We start from the raw sequence: 18,943 nt of genomic DNA, 5'->3' as shown, positions 1-18,943 counted from the left end.
GCCGCCGGTGCGGCGCGGCCCGCATCAGAGTTGCGTCAAAGACGCACGTCCGCCGCCCCCTCGCCCCATTTGCCGCAATTGGTGGCCGTAGGGTCGACGCTGCGTACAACACGTGAAGCGGGAAGACAATGGGGCCATGGGACGCGGCAAGCTTCGGATCTACCTCGGTGCGGCACCGGGCGTCGGCAAGACGTACGCGATGCTCTCCGAGGGCCACCGCCGAATCGAGCGGGGCACGGACTGCGCCGTCGGCTTCGTCGAGCACCACGGCAGGCCCCGTACGGAGGTGATGCTCCACGGCCTCGAACAGATCGCCCGCAAGGAGCTCACCCACCGCGGCGCCGTCTTCACCGAGATGGACGTCGACGCCGTACTGGCCCGGCACCCCGACGTCGCCCTGGTGGACGAACTCGCCCACACGAACGTGCCCGGCTCCCGCAACGCCAAGCGCTGGCAGGACGTCGAGGAACTCCTCGCGGCCGGCATCGACGTCGTGTCCACCGTCAACATCCAGCACCTGGAGTCACTCGGCGACGTCGTCGAGTCGATCACCGGCGTGCGCCAGCGCGAGACCGTCCCCGACGAGGTCGTGCGCCGCGCCGATCAGATCGAACTGGTCGACATGTCGCCGCAGGCGCTGCGGCGCCGCATGGCGCACGGCAACATCTACAAACCCGACCGGATCGACGCCTCCCTCTCCAACTACTTCCGCCCCGGCAACCTCACCGCCCTGCGCGAACTGGCCCTCCTGTGGGTGGCCGACCGCGTCGACGAATACCTCCAGCAGTACCGCGGCGAACACAACATCCGCACCACCTGGCAGGCCCGCGAGCGCATCGTCGTCGGCCTCACCGGCGGACCCGAGGGCCGCACCCTCGTCAGGCGCGCGGCGCGGATGGCCGCCAAGGGCTCGGGCAGCGAGATCCTCGCCGTCTACATCGCCCGCAGCGACGGCCTCACCGCCGCCTCCCCCAAGGAACTCGCGCTCCAGCGCACCCTCGTCGAGGACCTGGGCGGCACCTTCCACCACGTCATAGGGGACGACATACCGGCCGCGCTCCTCGAATTCGCGCGCGGCGTCAACGCGACCCAGATCGTCCTCGGCTCCTCGCGCCGCAAGACATGGCAGTACATCTTCGGACCCGGCGTCGGCATGACCGTCGCCCGCGAGTCGGGCCCCGACCTCGACGTGCACATCGTCACGCACGAGGAAGTGGCCAAGGGCCGCGGCCTGCCCGTCACGCGCGGTGCGCGCCTCGGCCGCTCCCGGATCATCTGGGGCTGGCTCGTCGGCGTCGCAGGACCCGCCCTGCTGGCCCTCGCGCTCATCCACGGCGAGGCCGATCTCGGCCTCGCCAACGACATGCTCCTCTTCCTGTCCGTGACGGTCGCCGCGGCCCTCGTCGGCGGCCTCCTCCCGGCACTCGCCTCGGCAGCCTTCGGCTCACTCCTCCTGAACTACTACTTCACGCCGCCCCTGCACCTGTTCACCGTCGCCGACCCCAAGAACATCGTCGCGATCGTGATCTTCGTAGGGGTCGCGGTGTCGGTCGCGTCCGTCGTCGACCTGGCGGCACGGCGCACCCATCAGGCCGCCAGGCTGCGGGCCGAGTCCGAGATCCTCTCCTTCCTCGCCGGCAGCGTCCTGCGCGGTGAGGACAGCCTCGACGCACTGCTCGACCGGGTCCGCGAGACCTTCGCCATGGACTCCGTGGCACTCCTGGAACGCGCCAGCGACGTCGAACCGTGGACCTGCGCCGCCGGCGTCGGGCCGCACCCGCTGGAACGGCCGGAGGACGCGGACGTCGACGTGCCCGTCGGCGACCACATGGCGCTCGCCCTGTCCGGCCGGGTGCTGCCCGCCGAGGACCGCCGCGTCCTGGCCGCCTTCGCGGCCCAGGCCGCCGTCGTCCTCGACCGCCAGCGCCTCCAGTCCGAGGCGGACCAGGCCCGCACCCTCGCCGAGGGCAACCGCATCCGCACCGCCCTGCTCGCCGCCGTCAGCCACGACCTGCGGACCCCGCTCGCCGGCATCAAGGCGGCCGTCTCCTCGCTGCGCTCCGACGACGTCGCCTGGTCCGAGGAGGACCAGGCGGAACTCCTCGCCGGTATCGAGGAGGGCGCCGACCGCCTCGACCACCTCGTCGGCAACCTCCTCGACATGTCCCGCCTCCAGACCGGCACCGTCACCCCGCTGATGCGCGAGATCGATCTCGATGAGGTGGTCCCGATGGCGCTGGTGGGCGTCCCGGACGGCAGCGTCGACCTCGACATCCCGGAGAGCCTGCCCATGGTCACCGTGGACAAGGGGCTCCTGGAGCGCGCCGTCGCCAATATCGTCGAGAACGCCGTCAAGTACAGCCCCGAGGACGAGACGGACGGCGTCGTGCTGGTCTCCGCCAGCACACTCGGCGACCGCGTCGAGGTCCGCGTCGTGGACCGCGGGCCCGGAGTCCCCGACAGCGCGAAGGACCGCATCTTCGCCCCGTTCCAGCGCTACGGTGACGCACCGCGCGGCGCCGGAGTGGGCCTCGGCCTCGCCGTCGCGCGCGGCTTCGTCGAGGCGATGAACGGCACGCTCACCGCGGAGGACACCCCCGGCGGAGGCCTGACCATGGTCCTCACGCTCACCGCCGCGCCCGGCCACCCGCCGGCCGCCCCCACCAGCTCAGCCATTGCTCAGAGAGGCAGGTACGCATGACCCGGGTGCTCGTGGTCGACGACGAGCCGCAGATCGTGCGCGCCCTCGTCATCAACCTGAAGGCGCGCAAGTACGAGGTGGAGGCCGCCGCCGACGGCGCGGGCGCGCTGCAGCTCGCCGCCGCGTTCCACCCTGACGTCGTCGTGCTCGACCTGGGCCTGCCCGACATGGACGGCGTCGAGGTGATCAGGGGCCTGCGCGGCTGGACCCGCGTACCGATCCTGGTGCTGTCCGCCCGGCACTCCTCCGACGAGAAGGTCGAGGCGCTCGACGCGGGCGCCGACGACTACGTCACCAAGCCGTTCGGCATGGACGAGCTCCTGGCCCGCCTGCGCGCCGCGGTCCGCCGGGCCGAGCCCACCGGCGGCGGCGAGGACGAGGGCATCGTCGAGACCGACGACTTCACCGTCGACCTGGCCGCGAAGAAGGTCAACCGCGACGGCCGCGACGTGCGCCTGACCCCCACCGAGTGGCACCTCCTGGAGGTCCTGGTCCGCAACACGGGCCGCCTGGTCAGCCAGAAGCAGCTCCTCCAGGAGGTCTGGGGCCCCTCCTACGGCACCGAGACGAACTATCTGCGCGTCTACATGGCCCAGCTCCGCCGCAAACTGGAGTCGGACCCCTCCCACCCGCGCCACTTCATCACGGAGCCCGGCATGGGCTATCGCTTCGAGCGCTGACCCGCTCATCCGTTGTCCCCGACCCCCGGTACGCTTCATATATGAGTGCTGTCCCTCGTTCCGATACGCCGTCCGAGAAGCCGGCAGGCCGCTTCCGGCGCATGCTCGACCGGCTGTCCTCCTCCCAGGAGGACCTGGAGTCGGAGGAGCTGCGCGAGGACTCGCAGACCACGGGCTGTACCCGCATCGGCGACTGCCAGGACCGGCAGATAGTCACCGTTACTGGTACCTTGCGCACGGTCACCCTCCGACCACGCGCCGGAGTCCCGGCCCTGGAGGCGGAGCTGTTCGACGGCTCCGCGGCTCTGGACGTCGTATGGCTCGGCCGCCGGTCGATCGTCGGCATCGAGCCGGGCCGCAAGCTGATCGCTTCCGGACGGGTCTCGATGAGCCGGGGCCGTAGGGTGCTCTTCAACCCGAAGTACGAACTCAGACCGCTCGGACGGGAGTAGCCGGTGACGTCCCTCGACAAGCCGACCGCGGATCAGGAATCCGACTCGAAGGCGGTGACCGAGGCCGCCCTCTTCGAGGCCTTCGGCGGCGTGCGGGGCTTGGTGGAGACCGTCGTTCCCGGTCTCCTCTTCGTGACCATCTTCACGATCAACAAGGACCTGCACATGTCGGCCATCGCGGCCCTCGCGGTGTCCCTGGTCCTGGTCGTGGTCCGCCTGGTCATGAAGGACACCGTCAAGCACGCCTTCAGCGGCGTCTTCGGCGTGGCCTTCGGCGTCGTCTTCGCGATGATGACGGGCAATGCCAAGGACTTCTACCTGCCCGGCATGCTCTACACGCTGGGCCTGGCCGTCGCCTACATCGTGACCACGCTGTGCGGGGTGCCCCTGATCGGCCTGATCCTGGGACCGGTCTTCAAGGAGAACCTCTCCTGGCGCACGCGCAACCCCGGCCGCAAGAAGGCCTACGCCAAGGCCAGTTGGGCCTGGGGCCTGATCCTGCTCGCCAAGTGCGCGATCCTCTTCCCGATGTACTGGTGGGCCGACACCACGAAGTTCGGCTGGGTCCTGATCGCCCTGAAGATCCCGCCGTTCCTCCTCGCCGTCTGGCTGACCTGGGTCTTCCTCGCGAAGGCGCCCGCGCCCATCGACGTGTTCGCGGAGATGGAGGCGGAGGAGAAGGCCGAGAAGGCCGAGAAGGAAGCCAAGGCCGCGGGCAAGGAGGCGGGCGCGCGTCATCGCCGGGAGGTGTGACCGCGCCGACGGCGGACGTCACGTGAAGCGGGGCCCCGGAGTTCGCACTCCGGGGCCCCGCTTCGTACCTACGGGAGAACCCTCAGCCCGCGACGTCCTCGCGGCGGACCGACAGCAGGTCCTCGAGCTGTTCCTCGCGGGCCTGGGCGGCCACGAACAGCAGCTCGTCGCCCGCCTCCAGGGAGTCGTCCTGGGACGGGGCGAGGACCCGGGTCCCGCGGATGATCGTCACCAGGGACGTGTCCTCGGGCCACTGGACGTCGCCCACGCGCGTGCCGGCCAGCGCCGACTCGGGCGGCAGCGTCAGCTCCACCAGGTTCGCGTCGCCGTGGCTGAAGCGCAGCAGGCGGACCAGATCGCCCACGCTCACCGCCTCCTCGACGAGCGCGGACATCAGGCGCGGCGTGGAGACCGCGACGTCGACGCCCCACGACTCGTTGAAGAGCCACTCGTTCTTGGGGTTGTTCACGCGGGCGACGACCCGCGGGACCCCGTACTCGGTCTTCGCGAGCAGGGAGACGACGAGGTTGACCTTGTCGTCGCCGGTGGCCGCGATGACCACGTTGCAGCGCTGGAGCGCCGCCTCGTCCAGGGACGTGATCTCGCAGGCGTCGGCGAGCAGCCACTCCGCCTGCGGGACGCGCTCGACCGAGATGGCGGTCGGCGCCTTGTCGATGAGAAGGACCTCGTGTCCGTTCTCCAGGAGCTCACCGGCGATGGAACGGCCCACCGCACCCGCTCCGGCAATGGCGACCCTCATCAGTGACCGCCCTCCTCTTCAGGACCCTCGGCGAACGCCGCTTCGACCTTCTCGACGTCGTCGGTGCGCATCATCACGTGCACCAGGTCGCCTTCCTGCAGCACCGTCTGCGACGTGGGCAGGATCGCCTCGCCGAGCCGGGTGACGAACGCGACCCGGACGCCGGTCTCCTCCTGGAGCCGGCTGATCTTGTGACCCACCCACGCCACCGAGGCGTGCACCTCGGCGAGTTGGACGCCCCCGGTGGGGTCGCGCCACAGCGGCTCGGCGCCGGACGGCAGGAGCCTGCGCAGCATCTGGTCCGCGGTCCACCGCACGGTCGCGACGGTCGGGATGCCCAGGCGCTGGTAGACCTCGGCGCGACGCGGGTCGTAGATACGGGCCGCGACGTTCTCGATGCCGAACATCTCGCGGGCCACGCGGGCGGCGATGATGTTCGAGTTGTCACCGCTGGAGACGGCCGCGAACGCGCCGGCCTCCTCGATGCCCGCCTCGCGCAGGGTGTCCTGGTCGAAGCCGACCCCGGTGACGCGGCGGCCGCCGAAGCCGGAACCAAGGCGCCGGAAGGCCGTGGGGTCCTGGTCGATGACCGCGACCGTGTGCCCCTGTTGCTCAAGGGTCTGTGCGAGGGCGGAACCCACCCGGCCGCACCCCATGATGACGATGTGCACCGGCCGCTACCCCGCACTCCTGGTCGCCCCGATGACCTGCGAAAACATCTCGCTCACTCTTCTCTCTCAGTCTGCCGGGCAACTAGAGGCAATCGCGTGCCGCGTTGCCAGGAGACGAGCTTAAGCCGCATGGCCTCCGTTGCCAGCATCCGCGTAGCCGGAAGCTTGATCAGCTTCGCGGCCCGCCGCCCCTGCCCGCAATCCCGGCCACGTCCCGCCTGAACGCCCACTTCAGGTCCGGCTCCATCGCGAAGCGGAAGAGGCGCTGTACGGGCGGCGTGCACAGGCTGGTGATGAGGGCGGCGGCGGCCAGCGTGACGGTGATCTCGCCGAGCGGGGTGTGCAGCCACTGAAGGTCGTACCAGTCCCAGAAGCGGGAGCCCTTGGCGACGAAGCCGTGCAGCAGATAGCCGTAGAGGGTGCCTGCGCCGAGCGCCGTGAACCACATCTTGCGGCGCGGGACCCACGCGAAGAAGCACGCGACGAGCACGACGGAGCAGCCGAACATGGCGAGCGTCATGACGGCGCCCGACCAGCCGGGGGCGGCGAGTTCCTGGGCGCTGTCACGGCGGTAGAACCAGGCCGCGTTCATCCGCGGGGCCGCCCAGTACGCGAACAGCAGCGCGGCCGCGAACACCGGTACGGCCAGGATCCGCGCCTCGCGACGCCGTACGAGCTGGAAGTGCTCCGGCTTGAGGACCAGCCCGAGCACGAAGAAGGGGAGGAACTGCAGGACGCGCTGGAGGTCGAGGTCGTCGCCGATGTCGGGGGAGACGGACGCGAGCACCGCGACGGCCAGCGCGAGCGGCACCGGCCAGTGGACGATCTTCCACAGCGGGGTGGTGAGCCGCCACACGAACAGCGCGACCAGGAACCAGGTGAGGTACCAGGGATCGAGCAGGCTGATCGGGTACGTCGGGTCGTCGTCCGCCCAGCGCTTGAAGAAGGTGTACGCGACCTCGAAGATCACGTACGGCACCGCCACCCCGGTCACCAGGCGCTTGAGGCGTGCCGGGCTCGCGTCGAAGCTGCGCGAGAAGTAGCCGGAGATGACGATGAACGCCGGCATGTGGAACGTGTAGACGGTGATGTAGAGCGCGGCCGCCGTCCGGCTGTCGCCGCGCAGGGGTTCCCAGGCGTGCCCCATCGCGACCAGGACGACGGCGAGGTACTTGGCGTTGTCGAAGAACGCGTCCCGCGGCTTGGCCGACTGTTTGGCCTGCTGCTTGGCAGGCCTCTCCGCGAGCGCCCGCGGCTCGTCCGCTCTCTCCGCTCCCTCCCCGTCCTGCCCGTGCGTCGTCGGCGGCTTCTCCAGCGGGAGCGTGGCGGGCACGGACGCGTATGCGGGCAACGGCGCGGCATGGTCACCCCGAGGCGTGACCGGCCGTTGCCCGGGAAGGTGGCTGCGGGACATCTCCCGCACCGTAACCACCCCTCCTCTCCCGCGTAAACCCGGGCCACAGCGGCGTTACCGGCGTCACAGGGCCCACCTAGACTGAGGTCCTCCTCGGCCCGGTGAGCCGAAGCGGATGTGGAAGAGGACGACGACGGTGGTGACGCGCGTACGCGAATTCGGTGACCGGCCCGCCTTCGACGACCCGCCCGCCGAGGTCATCGCCGAGGCGGCCGGCGCCTTCGGACTGCTCGCCTCCTCGGCCCGGCTGCACATCGTGTGGGCCCTTGCACAGGGTGAGAGCGATGTCACAGGGCTCGCCGAACGCGTCGGCGGCGCGCTGCCCGCCGTGAGCCAGCACCTCACCAAGCTGAAGCTCGCCGGGCTCGTGCGGTCGCGGCGCGAGGGGCGCCGCCAGGTCTACTTCGTGGACGACCCGGACATCGTGGCCGTGGTGCGGCTGCTCGTGGGCCGCCTCGCCGAACGCGCCGACGGGACCCCGGCCGCCCGGCTCCGCGGGGCCGGGGCCTAAGGGGACACTGCCCTAGGTCACGGCTGCGTTCGAACTAGGACAAGGTGGGGCGATCCGCCTCCCGTTCCGGCGGCGACCGGGGCCATGAGCCCTCGCCAGGACCGCCCGGCCAGGGGCCCGGTGTGAGGTTCCGGTGCACTTGGGGGGTGGTGGGTGGGCGGCCCCCCGTTCGAACGCTTACGATCCTCTGCGTGTCCAAACTGACCGACGTGCCCAAACGGATCTTGATCGGGCGCGCTCTGCGCAGCGACCGGCTCGGAGAAACGCTCCTGCCGAAGCGCATCGCCCTCCCCGTTTTCGCCTCCGACCCGCTGTCCTCCGTGGCCTATGCGCCGGGAGAGGTGCTGCTGGTCCTGTCTATCGCGGGCGTGTCGGCGTACCACTTCAGCCCCTGGATCGCCGTCGCGGTCGTGGTGCTGATGTTCACCGTGGTCGCTTCCTACCGCCAGAACGTCCACGCGTACCCGAGCGGCGGCGGCGACTACGAGGTCGCGACGACGAACCTCGGCCCCAAGGCCGGCCTCACCGTCGCGAGCGCCCTCCTCGTCGACTACGTCCTCACCGTCGCCGTGTCGATCGCCTCCGGCATCGAGAACCTCGGCTCGGCGATCCCGTTCGTCGTGGAGCACAAGGTCCTGTGCGCGGTCCTGGTCATCGTCCTGCTCACGCTGATGAACCTGCGTGGCGTGAAGGAGTCCGGGAAGCTCTTCGCCATCCCGACCTACGTCTTCGTGGCCGGCGTGTTCATCATGATCGCGTGGGGCGCGTTCCGCGGGCTCGTCCTCGACGACACCATGAAGGCGCCCACCGCCGACTTCCACATCAAGGCCGAGCACCAGGGCCTCGCGGGCTTCGCCCTCGTCTTCCTGCTGCTGCGCGCGTTCTCCTCCGGCTGTGCGGCGCTCACCGGGGTCGAGGCGATCAGCAACGGCGTACCGGCGTTCCGCAAGCCGAAGTCGAAGAACGCGGCGACCACGCTCGCGGCGATGGGCCTGCTGGCCGTCACCATGTTCTGCGGCATCATCGCCCTGGCCATGACGACCAAGGTCCGCATGGCCGAGAACCCGGCGACCGACCTGATCCACAACGGCGTCGCCGTCGGCGGGAGCTACGTCCAGAACCCGGTGATCTCCCAGGTCGCCGAGGCCGTCTTCGGCAAGGGCAGCTTCCTCTTCATCATCCTCGCGGCAGCCACGGCCCTGGTCCTCTTCCTGGCCGCCAACACCGCGTACAACGGCTTCCCGCTGCTCGGCTCGATCCTCGCGCAGGACCGCTACCTGCCGCGCCAGCTGCACACCCGCGGCGACCGCCTCGCGTTCTCGAACGGCATCGTGCTCCTCGCGGGTGCGGCGGCGCTCCTCGTCGTGATCTACGGCGCCGACTCGACGCGCCTGATCCAGCTGTACATCGTCGGCGTGTTCGTCTCGTTCACGCTGAGCCAGACCGGCATGGTCCGGCACTGGAACCGCCACCTGCGCACCGAGAAGGACCCGGCCAAGCGCCGCCACATGGTCCGCTCGCGCGCCATCAACACCTTCGGCGCGTTCTTCACCGGTCTCGTGCTCGTCGTGGTCCTCGTCACGAAGTTCACGCACGGCGCATGGGTCGCCCTCCTCGGCATGTGCATCTTCTACGCGACGATGACCGCGATCCGTAAGCACTACGACCGCGTGGCCGAGGAGATCCAGGCCCCCGAGACGCCGTCGGACGACAGCGTCCGGCCGTCCCGCGTCCACTCGATCGTGCTCGTCTCCAAGATCCACCGCCCGACGCTGCGGGCCCTGGCCTACGCCAAGCTGATGCGCTCGGACACCCTCGAGGCGCTCAGCGTAAACGTCGACCCGGCCGAGACGAAGGCGCTGCGCGAGGAGTGGGAGCGGCGCGGCATCGACGTACCGCTCAAGGTCCTCGACTCGCCCTACCGCGAGATCACCCGGCCGATCATCGAGTACGTCAAGGGCCTGCGCCGCGAATCGCCCCGCGACGCGGTCAGCGTGATCATCCCCGAGTACGTGGTCGGCCACTGGTACGAGCACCTGCTCCACAACCAGTCCGCCCTGCGCCTCAAGGGCCGCCTCCTGTTCACCCCCGGCATCATGGTCACCTCGGTGCCCTACCAGCTGGAGTCCTCCGAGGCAGCCAAGAAGCGGGCCCGCAGGCGCCAGGACTGGAACGCGCCGGGCGCCGTGCGCCGCGGCCCCGTCGAGAAGCGCCCGAAGGAGCCCTCGAACAAGGGCTGACCCCGTCGGCTGTCGTGTGGTGAGCGGCCGGACAACACCCACGTAGACTGGTGGGCTGTTGTCCGGCCGTTCGCCGTGTCCCTTGCTTTCTTACGTTGTGGAGTCCCCCGCCATGCAGGCAGAACCGAAGAAGTCGCTGGTCGGGGAGGAGTACGAGGTCGAGATCGGCCCCGTGGCCCATGGTGGCCACTGCATCGCCCGCACGAACGAGGGCCAGGTCCTGTTCGTCCGGCACGCGCTCCCCGGCGAGAAGGTCGTGGCTCGCGTCACGGACGGCGAGGAAGGCGCCCGCTTCCTGCGCGCCGACGCGGTCACGGTCATCGAGGCGTCCAAGGACCGCGTCGAGGCGCCCTGCCCGTACGCCGGCCCCGGCCGCTGCGGCGGCTGCGACTGGCAGCACGCCAAGCCGGGCGCCCAGCGCCGCCTCAAGGGCGAGGTCATCGCCGAGCAGCTCCAGCGCCTCGCGGGCCTCACGCCCGAGGAGGCCGGCTGGGACGGCACGGTCATGCCGGCCGAGGGCGACAAGCTCCCGGCGGGCGAGGTCCCGCAGTGGCGCACGCGCGTGCAGTACGCGGTCGACCCCGACACCGGGAAGGCGGGCCTGCGCCGCCACCGCTCGCACGAGGTCGAGCCCATCGAGCACTGCATGATCGCGGCGCCCGGCGTCTCCGAGCTCGGCATCGAGCAGCGCGACTGGACGGGCATGGAGTCCGTCGAGGCCATCGCGGCGACGGGCTCCCAGGACCGCCAGGTCATCCTGACCCCGCGCCCCGGCGCGCGCCTGCCCCTGGTCGAACTGGACAAGCCGGTCTCCGTCCTGCGCGTCGACGAGAAGGACGGCGGCATCCACCGGGTCCACGGCCGCGGGTTCGTCCGCGAGCGCGCCGACGGCCGCACGCACCGTGTCGGCAGCGGCGGCTTCTGGCAGGTGCATCCGCAGGCGGCGGACACGCTGGTCAAGGCGGTCATGCAGGGCCTGCTGCCCCGCAAGGGCGAGATGGCGCTGGACCTGTACTGCGGCGTCGGCCTCTTCGCCGGCGCGATCGCGGACCGCATCGGCGACCAGGGCGCGGTGCTCGGCATCGAGTCGGGCAAGCGCGCGGTCGAGGACGCCCGCCACAACCTGGCCGCGTTCGACCGCGTCCGCATCGAACAGGGCAAGGTCGAATCGGTCCTCCCGCGCACGGGCATCACCGAGGTCGACCTGATCGTCCTGGACCCGCCCCGCGCGGGCGCGGGCAAGAAGACGGTGGAACACCTGACATCCCTGGGCGCCCGCCGCATCGCCTACGTGGCCTGCGACCCGGCAGCCCTGGCCCGCGACCTGGCGTACTTCCGGGACGGCGGCTACAAGGTCCGGATGCTGCGCGCGTTCGATCTGTTCCCGATGACCCATCACGTGGAGTGCGTGGCGATCCTTGAGCCGGTCACGAAGGGCGCCTGACCTGCGGGTGTGACAGTGCATGTGAGGTGAGGAGCCCGGCCTTTCCCTCCCCGGCCAACTGTCTGCCGGCAGTTCACAGGCCGGCTCCGCCGCCGAGGGCTTCGACGATGGCTACCGCGGCGGTCACCGCCCGCGCGGAGACCTCCTCGCGGGACAGGTCTACGTTGCCTTCGAGCCGACTCTCCACCCGGGCGAGTATCGCGCCGACGACCCTGCGGGCGGCAATGGCGGCAATGGCGGCAATGGCGGCGTCGGTGGGATCGAGCGGGCGAGGGCCGTCGCGGGTGACGAAGAGAGCCCGGCCGACCAGGGCCGCCAGGTCGTCCAGGGCCGCTTCCCGGTGCGGAGCGACAGCGCCGGCTGCACGCTGGGCGGCGACGAGGAACCGGCCCTTGACCGGCCCGACGAGGACGGCCGGCGTGGCGGTACCGGCACGGCTCAGGCTCGTCCGGGGGCCGGGGGCCGGACCGTCGGCCCCCTCGTCGACCGACGCCTTGATCACGGTGCTGATCTCCTGCGTGATCGACACGAAGATCGCGGCGATCAGAGCGTGCCAGACTTTTGAAGCTCTCGTAGAAGCAGCGGCGGGTCAGGCCCAGCCCCACCCTTGTCCACCTGCCGACCCGAGGTCCTGAGCGGAATCCGTCCGAGTTTCTCGATGCCTACTGGAAGGCCATCGAAGACCCGCGACGTTCCAGCAGCGGCGCCGTAGGGTCCGGAGGCGGTTCGGCTTCACCATCCTGCCGCCCGACGAGGTGGTCGAGGAGTACGCCCGTGGGCTCGACGACTCGGCCCCGACTGTCGCTTGGCAACCAACCATCACTTGACAGTGTCGGTCGACAATGTCAAGTGATGGCGTTGCGTGACACGGTGGAGCCCGATCGTTTCTCGACGGAACGAAGTCAACCTCTTGACCCTTGTGGCTCAACCCACTAGTTTGCGGTCAGAGTCGATCCATGAACTACCGGAAGGAGGCGGCCAGCAGATGTACACCAGCTCTGATCTCGGTCGCCTCGCCCAGTGCACCGCCTGGGTTCCCGGTCGGATCGCGCACGGCTGCTGACTCGCGCCGTTCTGATGTGCCCGTTCGTGGCACGTCCTGATGTGCCCCTTCGCGGCACGTTCCAGGTTTCCCGTTCCCTGTTTAGGCACGTCGCTGTCGCGTGCCTTTCTGCGCCCACTGTTCTCACGTGGCGCGTCTGAACACAGAAAGCTGCCTGAAATTGGCGAACATGATGAATCGATCGATCGCTTACCGAAACGAAGGCCTGTCATGGTAGCGGCGCGGATCACGGTCAACGGGAAAGAAGCACCGATCTCACCGGCTGCACCCCACACCACGGCGCTGGATTTCCTGCGCGAGCGTGGCCTCACCGGCACCAAGGAGGGCTGCGCCGAGGGTGAGTGCGGCGCCTGTTCGGTCCTGGTGGCCCGCCCCGGAGTGAACAAGCCCACCGACTGGGTGGCGGTCAACGCCTGCCTGGTCCCCGCCGCGGCGCTCGACGGTCAGGAGATCATCACCTCCGAAGGCCTCGCCACCGTCGGCGAACCCGGCACACCGGCCACCCTGCACCCCGTGCAGGAGGAGATGGCGGTCCGCGGTGGCTCCCAGTGCGGCTACTGCACCCCCGGCTTCATCTGCAGCATGGCCTCCGAGTTCTACCGGCCGGACCGCTGCGCGCACGGCACGGACGGCGATGACGCAGCCGCCGAAGCCGATGCCGATGCCGAGCACGGTCCGAACGGCTTCGATCTGCACGCGCTGAGCGGAAACCTGTGCCGCTGCACCGGCTACCGCCCGATTCGCGATGCCGCGTTCGCCGTCGGTGAGCCCTCCGACGAGGACCCGCTCGCGCAGCGTCGCGACGAGGAGCCGCCGGCACCCGTCGCCACCGATTACACCCAGGACGGCAAGACGTTCCTGCGGAAGAACACCCTCGCCGAGACTCTGCAGTTGCTGAGCGAGCGGCCCGACGCCGTGGTGGTGGCCGGTTCCACCGACTTCGGCGTCGAGGTCAACATCCGTTCCCGCAGGGCGGATTGCGTCGTGGCGATCGACCGGCTGCCCGAACTGCGGGAGCTGCGCGTCGAATCCGACCACATCGAGATCGGGGCGGCGCTGACGCTCACCGAGATCGAACGCCGCCTCGACGGCGAAGTCCCGCTCCTCGCCGAACTGTTCCCGCAGTTCGCGTCCCGGCTCATCCGCAACGGTGCGACCCTCGGCGGCAACCTGGGGACCGGGTCCCCCATCGGTGACAGCCCGCCGGTGCTGCTCGCGCTGGAGGCGTCGCTGGTGCTCGCCGACGCCGACGGTGAACGCGTGGTCCCGCTGGCGGACTACTTCACCGGCTACCGGCAGAGCGTGCGCCGTCCCGGCGAGCTGATCCGCGCGGTGCGCATCCCCCGGCCCCTGTCGCCGGTCACGGCCTTCCACAAGATCGCCAAGCGGCGCTTCGACGACATCTCCAGCGTCGCGGTCGCTTTCGCGCTCGACATCCAGGACGGGATCGTCCGCAAGGCGCGCATCGGCCTGGGCGGCGTGGCCGCCACCCCGATCCGCTCCCTAGCCGCCGAGGCGGCCCTGGAGGGCAAGCCGTGGACGGCCGAGACCGTCCAGGAGGCGGCCCGGGAGTTGCGGGGCGAGGGCACGCCGATGAGCGACCACCGAGCCAGCTCCCTCTACCGATCCGCGATGCTCGGCCAGAGCCTGCTGAAGCTGCACGCACAGACCACCGAGGCGGTGTCGTCATGAGTCACTTGTCCGAGATACCCGAGAAGCCGGTAGTCGGCGTCTCGATGCCGCACGAGAGCGCCTACCTGCACGTCACCGGTACCGCGCTCTACACCGACGACCTGGTGCAGCGCACCAAGGACGTGCTGCACGCGTACCCCGTGCAGGTCATGAAGGCCCGCGGCCGGATCACCGCGCTGCGCACCGAGCCCGCGCTCGCCGTGCCCGGCGTGGTCCGCGTGCTGACCGGTGCCGACGTGCCCGGCGTCAACGACGCCGGCATGAAGCACGACGAGCCGCTCTTCCCCGACGAGGTCATGTTCCACGGCCACGCGGTCGCCTGGGTGCTCGGCGAGACCCTGGAGGCGGCCCGGCTCGGTGCGGCGGCCGTCGAGGTGGACCTCGAGGAACTGCCCTCGCTGATCACGCTCCAGGACGCGATGGAGGCGGGCAGCTACCACGGTGCCCAGCCCCTGATGGTGCACGGCGACATCGACGCCGGCTTCGCCGAGTCCGCGCACGTGATCAGCGGCGAGTTCCAGTTCGCCGGCCAGGAGCACTTCTACCTGGAGACGCACGCGGCGCTCGCCCTGGTCGACGAGAACGGGCAGGTGTTCATCCAGAGCAGCACCCAGCACCCGTCGGAGACCCAGGAAATCGTCTCCCACGTGCTCGGTGTGCCCTCCCACGAGATCACCGTGCAGTGCCTGCGGATGGGCGGCGGCTTCGGCGGCAAGGAGATGCAGCCGCACGGGTTCGCGGCCGTCGCCGCGCTCGGCGCGAAGCTCACCGGCCGTCCGGTCCGGTTCCGGCTCAACCGGACCCAGGACCTCACCATGTCCGGCAAGCGCCACGGCTTCCACGCCAAGTGGAAGATCGGCTTCGACGCAGAGGGCCGTATCCAGGCCCTCGACGCCGCCCTGGTGGCGGACGGCGGCTGGAGCCTCGACCTGTCCGAGCCGGTCCTCGCCCGTGCGCTGTGCCACATCGACAACACGTACTGGATCCCCAACGCGCGTGTCGCCGGTCGCATCGCCAAGACCAACACGGTCTCCAACACCGCGTTCCGCGGCTTCGGCGGACCGCAGGGCATGATCGTGATCGAGGACATCCTGGGCCGCTGCGCACCGCAGCTGGGCCTGGACCCGATGGAGCTGCGCGAGCGCAACTTCTACCAGCCGGGCCAGGGCCAGACGACGCCGTACGGTCAGCCGGTCACGCAGGCCGACCGGATCTCCGCAGTCTGGGAGCAGGTCAAGGAGGACGGCGGCGTAGCCGACCGCAAGCGCGAGATCGCGGCCTTCAACGCCGCGCACCCGAACACCAAGCGGGCGCTCGCGATCACGGGCATCAAGTTCGGCATCTCGTTCAACCTCACCGCCTTCAACCAGGGCGGCGCGCTGGTGCTGATCTACAAGGACGGCTCCGTCCTGATCAACCACGGCGGCACCGAGATGGGCCAGGGCCTGCACACCAAGATGATGCAGGTGGCCGCGACCACGCTGGGTATCCCGCTGCACAAGGTCCGCCTCGCCCCGACGCGTACGGACAAGGTGCCGAACACCTCCGCCACCGCCGCCAGCTCCGGCGCGGACCTCAACGGCGGGGCGATCAAGAACGCCTGTGAGCAGCTGCGCGAGCGGCTGCTGCAGGTGGCCGGCTCCCAGCTGGGCGCGAACGCTTCGGACGTACGCATCGTCGAGGGCGTCGCGCGCGCCCTGGGCAGCGACAAGGAGCTGGCCTGGGACGACCTGGTGCACACCGCGTACTTCCAGCGGGTCCAGCTGTCGGCGTCCGGCTTCTACCGGACCGAGGGGCTGCACTGGGACGCGAAGTCGTTCCGGGGCTCGCCGTTCAAGTACTTCGCCAACGGCGCCGCCGCGACCGAGGTGGAGGTCGACGGTTTCACCGGCGCCTACCGCATCCGGCGGGTGGACATCGTGCACGACGTCGGAGACAGCCTGTCCCCGATGATCGACATCGGTCAGGTCGAGGGCGGGTTCGTACAGGGCGCGGGCTGGCTCACGCTCGAGGACCTGCGCTGGGACGCCAGTGACGGGCCGAACCGCGGCCGGCTGCAGACCCAGGCGGCGAGCACGTACAAGCTGCCGAGCTTCTCGGAGATGCCCGAGGAGTTCAACGTCACGCTCATGGAGAACGCCACCGAGGAGGGCGCGGTCTACGGGTCCAAGGCGGTGGGTGAGCCTCCGCTGATGCTGGCGTTCTCGGTGCGTGAGGCGCTGCGGCAGGCCGCCGCCGCGTTCGGGCCGGACGGGGTCGGCGTCGAGCTGGCCTCGCCCGCGACTCCGGAAGCGGTGTACTGGGCGATCGAGGCGGCTCGCCAGGGCGCTGCCGCCCAGAACGGTCACGCCCGGGACTTCGCGGCCAACGGCCACGCCGCGGCCGGCAAGGTCCTCACTGACGCAACTGCGTTGAGCGGTGCCTGACATGACGTGGGTCGCCGCGGTCGCGCGGTTGCGGGCACGCCGGGAGTCCGGCGTGCTGGTGACCGTCGCGACCGTGCGCGGCCACGCCCCGCGCGACGCCGGAGCCAAACTGGTGGTGGGGCAGACCGAGGCGTGGGGTTCGATCGGAGGCGGCAATGTCGAGGCCGTCGCGATCGACCGGGCCCGGGAGATGATCACCGCGTCCAAGGCGGAGCCGGAGCTGATCGACTTCGCCCTGAACGACAAAGTGACCAACCAGCATGGCGTGCAGTGCTGCGGCGGAACGGTCTCGGTACTGCTCGAACCCCTGCCGGTGGTACGGGCGGTGGCGGTCTTCGGCGTGGGACACGTCGGGCTGGAACTGGCGCGCATCCTGGCACGTCAGGACCTCGACCTCCATCTGATCGACACCCGCTCCGACATGCTCACCAAGGAGCGGCTCGGCATACTCGCCGATGCGGTGGCGCAGGTGCATGTGCATCACACGCCGCTGCTGCCCGAGGAGGTCCTGGAGGAGCTGCCGCGCGGCACCCACATCCTGATCATGACCCATGATCACGCCGAGGACGCCGCCCTGTGCGACGCGGCCTTGCGCACCACCCACCTCGGCTCCATCGGGCTGATCGGGTCGGCGGCCAAGTGGGTACGGTTCCGCAAACGCCTCCAGACCGAGGGCGGCCACGACGACGCCACCATCGACCGGATCAAGACCCCGATCGGGCTGGCCGACATCACCGGCAAGGACCCCGCGACCATCGCCGTGAGCGTCGCTGCCGATCTGCTGCGCACCTTCGAAGCAGACTGGAGCTGACTCTTCCCCCGGGGGATCGACAGAACCAGATAGACAGGCCCGGACCGACAGGGGTGCCCCGCGCTCGTGCGAACGCACGTATGCGGGGCACCCCTTCGGCATGACCGGGCCGGTCACTTCGAGGCACCGCCAAGCCGGCCAAGAAATGCAAAAGCCCCAGGTCACGGAAAGCGATTCCGATGGCTGAGGCATTTGCGGAGCGGCCTACGCGTTATGACATCTACGTGTGATGAGACCTACGCGTTACGAGGCGTACGTATGGCGAGGTGTACGTATGACGAGTACGCCACAGGGTGAAGCGGGATTTCAGTAGTCGACGCGGTCGGACTTGGCCAGCCACTCGTCGAACGGCTCCGTACGGTTCGGCACGTCCACGCGCTCGATCGCCAGCGGCCACAGCTCCGCGGGCTTCTTCTCGAACAGGTCGTAGAACTTGCGGTCGTCGAAACCGGCCACCGCGGCGTCGTCCCGGTCAGCGGCGAAGATGATCCGGTCGACTCGCGCCCACAGCGCGGAGGAAAGACACATCGGGCACGGCTCGCACGAGGTCACCAGGACGCAGCCCTCGAGCGAGAAGGTGCCCAGCTTCTGGCAGGCGGCACGGATCGCGCTCACCTCGCCGTGCGCTGTCGGGTCCAGGCTCGAAGTGACCTTGTTGTTCCCGATCGCGACAATCTCGTCACCCTTGGCGATCAATGCGCCGAACGGGCCGCCGCCGTTCCTCACGCTGGTGGTGGCAAGGCCGATGGCCTCGTCCATCCAGGTGCGCTCAAGCTCCTGGACGCTCTTTTCTTGGGTGTTCGCGGTCATGGTCACTCCTTTTGTCGCATGCGGTCGGGACTCCCCGGATGCTCTGACCGTGCTCTGTCCGTACCGGACACCGCACGGTGAGAGCGTTCGGGGCAACAATTCGCAAAGCGGATGGCGTTCGTGACCGCCGGTGTGGCGGAAACGGTGGGCTTGATCACGGCCCGTCAGAGCTTGTCCTCCGCCGACAGATCCGAGGAGAAGGTGAACTCCCCGCGCACCTTGAGCGTTCCGTCCGGGCGCGGAGGGCTGTCGCCCCACCGGGGATCGGCTCGTCGATGTCCGTCGATGTTCTGCGGGGTACGCGCGGGAGAAGACTGGGTGGTCATCAGGAGGCCTCCACTGTCCCTTCCGTGAGTCGTTCAGATGCTGTTAAGGCGGAGTAGCGCAAGTACATCGGCCGGGCCCAGCCGAGGGCAGTCACCGAAACCATGAAGGAGTTGGCTGGTCGGACGGCCCCTCTTGTGCTTTCGTATGAAAGGCGGACTACCTGCGATGCGGCCGCTTGCCGCGGACCA

The 18,943-nt window shown here is 69.8% G+C and carries 16 protein-coding genes; 10 read left to right on the top strand and 6 right to left on the bottom strand.

The features are described 5' to 3' along the window. Nucleotides 1–136: 136 nt before the first annotated feature. From ACIPWY_RS09565 to ACIPWY_RS09550, 4 genes are read left to right on the top strand one after another with little or no spacing between them, the layout of a single operon-like run. Complete coding sequence (locus ACIPWY_RS09565) at nt 137–2,701, top strand: ATP-binding protein (protein WP_393700356.1); 2,565 nt, start codon at nt 137–139, stop codon at nt 2,699–2,701. After that, nucleotides 2,698–3,381, top strand: a complete 684-nt coding sequence (locus tag ACIPWY_RS09560) for a response regulator (protein ID WP_100591173.1) — start codon at nt 2,698–2,700, stop codon at nt 3,379–3,381. The genes ACIPWY_RS09565 and ACIPWY_RS09560 overlap by 4 nt, the downstream gene beginning before the upstream one ends. Before the next feature lie 41 nt (nt 3,382–3,422). After that, nucleotides 3,423–3,833, top strand: a complete 411-nt coding sequence (locus tag ACIPWY_RS09555; RefSeq protein WP_100591174.1) for an OB-fold nucleic acid binding domain-containing protein — start codon at nt 3,423–3,425, stop codon at nt 3,831–3,833. 3 nt (nt 3,834–3,836) lie between these two features. Beyond that, nucleotides 3,837–4,586 (top strand): DUF3159 domain-containing protein, encoded by a 750-nt coding sequence (locus tag ACIPWY_RS09550; RefSeq protein ID WP_383893407.1) that lies wholly within the window; start codon nt 3,837–3,839, stop codon nt 4,584–4,586. Between the two features lie 82 nt (nt 4,587–4,668). On the opposite strand, the gene ACIPWY_RS09545 is transcribed toward ACIPWY_RS09550, so the two are convergent. From ACIPWY_RS09545 to ACIPWY_RS09535, 3 genes are all read right to left on the bottom strand, one after another. Beyond that, nucleotides 4,669–5,346, bottom strand: coding sequence for a TrkA family potassium uptake protein (locus tag ACIPWY_RS09545; RefSeq protein WP_100591176.1), 678 nt, complete (start codon nt 5,344–5,346; stop codon nt 4,669–4,671). Continuing rightward, nucleotides 5,346–6,017 carry a TrkA family potassium uptake protein gene (locus ACIPWY_RS09540; RefSeq protein ID WP_100591177.1) on the bottom strand — a complete coding sequence of 224 codons (672 nt, stop codon included), beginning with the start codon at nt 6,015–6,017 and terminating at the stop codon, nt 5,346–5,348. Before ACIPWY_RS09540 ends, ACIPWY_RS09545 begins: the two co-directional genes overlap by 1 nt. A 169-nt stretch (nt 6,018–6,186) precedes the next feature. Then, entirely contained in the window at nt 6,187–7,431 is a 1,245-nt protein-coding gene (locus ACIPWY_RS09535; protein ID WP_401532600.1) for an acyltransferase family protein, read from the bottom strand. 139 nt (nt 7,432–7,570) lie between these two features. Between ACIPWY_RS09535 and ACIPWY_RS09530 the strand changes: the two genes are divergently transcribed. The 3 genes from ACIPWY_RS09530 to ACIPWY_RS09520 all read left to right on the top strand — a co-directional run bounded on the left by ACIPWY_RS09530 (nt 7,571) and on the right by ACIPWY_RS09520 (nt 11,626). Next, nucleotides 7,571–7,942 carry a metalloregulator ArsR/SmtB family transcription factor gene (locus ACIPWY_RS09530; protein ID WP_362907049.1) on the top strand — a complete coding sequence of 124 codons (372 nt, stop codon included), beginning with the start codon at nt 7,571–7,573 and terminating at the stop codon, nt 7,940–7,942. A gap of 191 nt (nt 7,943–8,133) precedes the next feature. Beyond that, a complete protein-coding gene (locus tag ACIPWY_RS09525; protein ID WP_362906874.1) occupies nt 8,134–10,182 on the top strand; it encodes an APC family permease in 2,049 nt (682 codons plus the stop codon). Nucleotides 10,183–10,294: 112 nt separating this feature from the next. Further along, nucleotides 10,295–11,626 carry a class I SAM-dependent RNA methyltransferase gene (locus ACIPWY_RS09520; RefSeq protein WP_393700349.1) on the top strand — a complete coding sequence of 444 codons (1,332 nt, stop codon included), beginning with the start codon at nt 10,295–10,297 and terminating at the stop codon, nt 11,624–11,626. Between the two features lie 73 nt (nt 11,627–11,699). Here the strand turns inward: ACIPWY_RS09520 and ACIPWY_RS09515 are convergent, their stop codons facing one another. Continuing rightward, on the bottom strand, nt 11,700–12,155 hold the full coding sequence (locus ACIPWY_RS09515) for a hypothetical protein (RefSeq protein ID WP_401532597.1): 456 nt from the start codon (nt 12,153–12,155) through the stop codon (nt 11,700–11,702). Between the two features lie 744 nt (nt 12,156–12,899). On the opposite strand from ACIPWY_RS09515, the gene ACIPWY_RS09510 reads away from it, so the two are divergent. The 3 genes from ACIPWY_RS09510 to xdhC are packed head-to-tail and all read left to right on the top strand — an operon-like array spanning nt 12,900 to nt 17,618. Next, nucleotides 12,900–14,381: a xanthine dehydrogenase small subunit gene (locus tag ACIPWY_RS09510; protein ID WP_401532594.1), complete on the top strand. Its 1,482-nt coding sequence runs from the start codon at nt 12,900–12,902 to the stop codon at nt 14,379–14,381. Continuing rightward, nucleotides 14,378–16,807: a xanthine dehydrogenase molybdopterin binding subunit gene (gene xdhB, locus ACIPWY_RS09505; RefSeq protein WP_401532592.1), complete on the top strand. Its 2,430-nt coding sequence runs from the start codon at nt 14,378–14,380 to the stop codon at nt 16,805–16,807. The genes ACIPWY_RS09510 and xdhB overlap by 4 nt, the downstream gene beginning before the upstream one ends. Before the next feature lies 1 nt (nt 16,808). Further along, complete coding sequence (gene xdhC / locus ACIPWY_RS09500) at nt 16,809–17,618, top strand: xanthine dehydrogenase accessory protein XdhC (protein WP_362906856.1); 810 nt, start codon at nt 16,809–16,811, stop codon at nt 17,616–17,618. Nucleotides 17,619–17,924: 306 nt separating this feature from the next. On the opposite strand, the gene ACIPWY_RS09495 is transcribed toward xdhC, so the two are convergent. Together ACIPWY_RS09495 and ACIPWY_RS09490 are read right to left on the bottom strand one after the other, a co-directional pair. Beyond that, on the bottom strand, nt 17,925–18,428 hold the full coding sequence (locus ACIPWY_RS09495; protein WP_362906854.1) for a nucleoside deaminase: 504 nt from the start codon (nt 18,426–18,428) through the stop codon (nt 17,925–17,927). 164 nt (nt 18,429–18,592) lie between these two features. Beyond that, nucleotides 18,593–18,754 carry a hypothetical protein gene (locus ACIPWY_RS09490; protein ID WP_393700340.1) on the bottom strand — a complete coding sequence of 54 codons (162 nt, stop codon included), beginning with the start codon at nt 18,752–18,754 and terminating at the stop codon, nt 18,593–18,595. Between the last annotated feature and the right edge of the window lie 189 nt (nt 18,755–18,943).

The sequence above is a fragment of the Streptomyces sp. NPDC090032 genome (assembly GCF_044748025.1).
Classification (GTDB): domain Bacteria; phylum Actinomycetota; class Actinomycetes; order Streptomycetales; family Streptomycetaceae; genus Streptomyces.
This window is presented reverse-complemented; position numbering and strand designations above follow the sequence as displayed.

Coding starts and splice junctions, on each gene's coding strand:
- ACIPWY_RS09565 (WP_393700356.1), top strand. CDS start 137: ATGGGACGCGGCAAGCTTCGGATCTACCTCGGTGCGGCACCGGGCGTC.
- ACIPWY_RS09560 (WP_100591173.1), top strand. CDS start 2,698: ATGACCCGGGTGCTCGTGGTCGACGACGAGCCGCAGATCGTGCGCGCC.
- ACIPWY_RS09555 (WP_100591174.1), top strand. CDS start 3,423: ATGAGTGCTGTCCCTCGTTCCGATACGCCGTCCGAGAAGCCGGCAGGC.
- ACIPWY_RS09545 (WP_100591176.1), bottom strand. CDS start 5,346: ATGAGGGTCGCCATTGCCGGAGCGGGTGCGGTGGGCCGTTCCATCGCC.
- ACIPWY_RS09535 (WP_401532600.1), bottom strand. CDS start 7,431: ATGTCCCGCAGCCACCTTCCCGGGCAACGGCCGGTCACGCCTCGGGGT.
- ACIPWY_RS09520 (WP_393700349.1), top strand. CDS start 10,295: ATGCAGGCAGAACCGAAGAAGTCGCTGGTCGGGGAGGAGTACGAGGTC.
- ACIPWY_RS09510 (WP_401532594.1), top strand. CDS start 12,900: ATGGTAGCGGCGCGGATCACGGTCAACGGGAAAGAAGCACCGATCTCA.
- xdhB (WP_401532592.1), top strand. CDS start 14,378: ATGAGTCACTTGTCCGAGATACCCGAGAAGCCGGTAGTCGGCGTCTCG.
- xdhC (WP_362906856.1), top strand. CDS start 16,809: ATGACGTGGGTCGCCGCGGTCGCGCGGTTGCGGGCACGCCGGGAGTCC.
- ACIPWY_RS09495 (WP_362906854.1), bottom strand. CDS start 18,428: ATGACCGCGAACACCCAAGAAAAGAGCGTCCAGGAGCTTGAGCGCACC.
- ACIPWY_RS09490 (WP_393700340.1), bottom strand. CDS start 18,754: ATGACCACCCAGTCTTCTCCCGCGCGTACCCCGCAGAACATCGACGGA.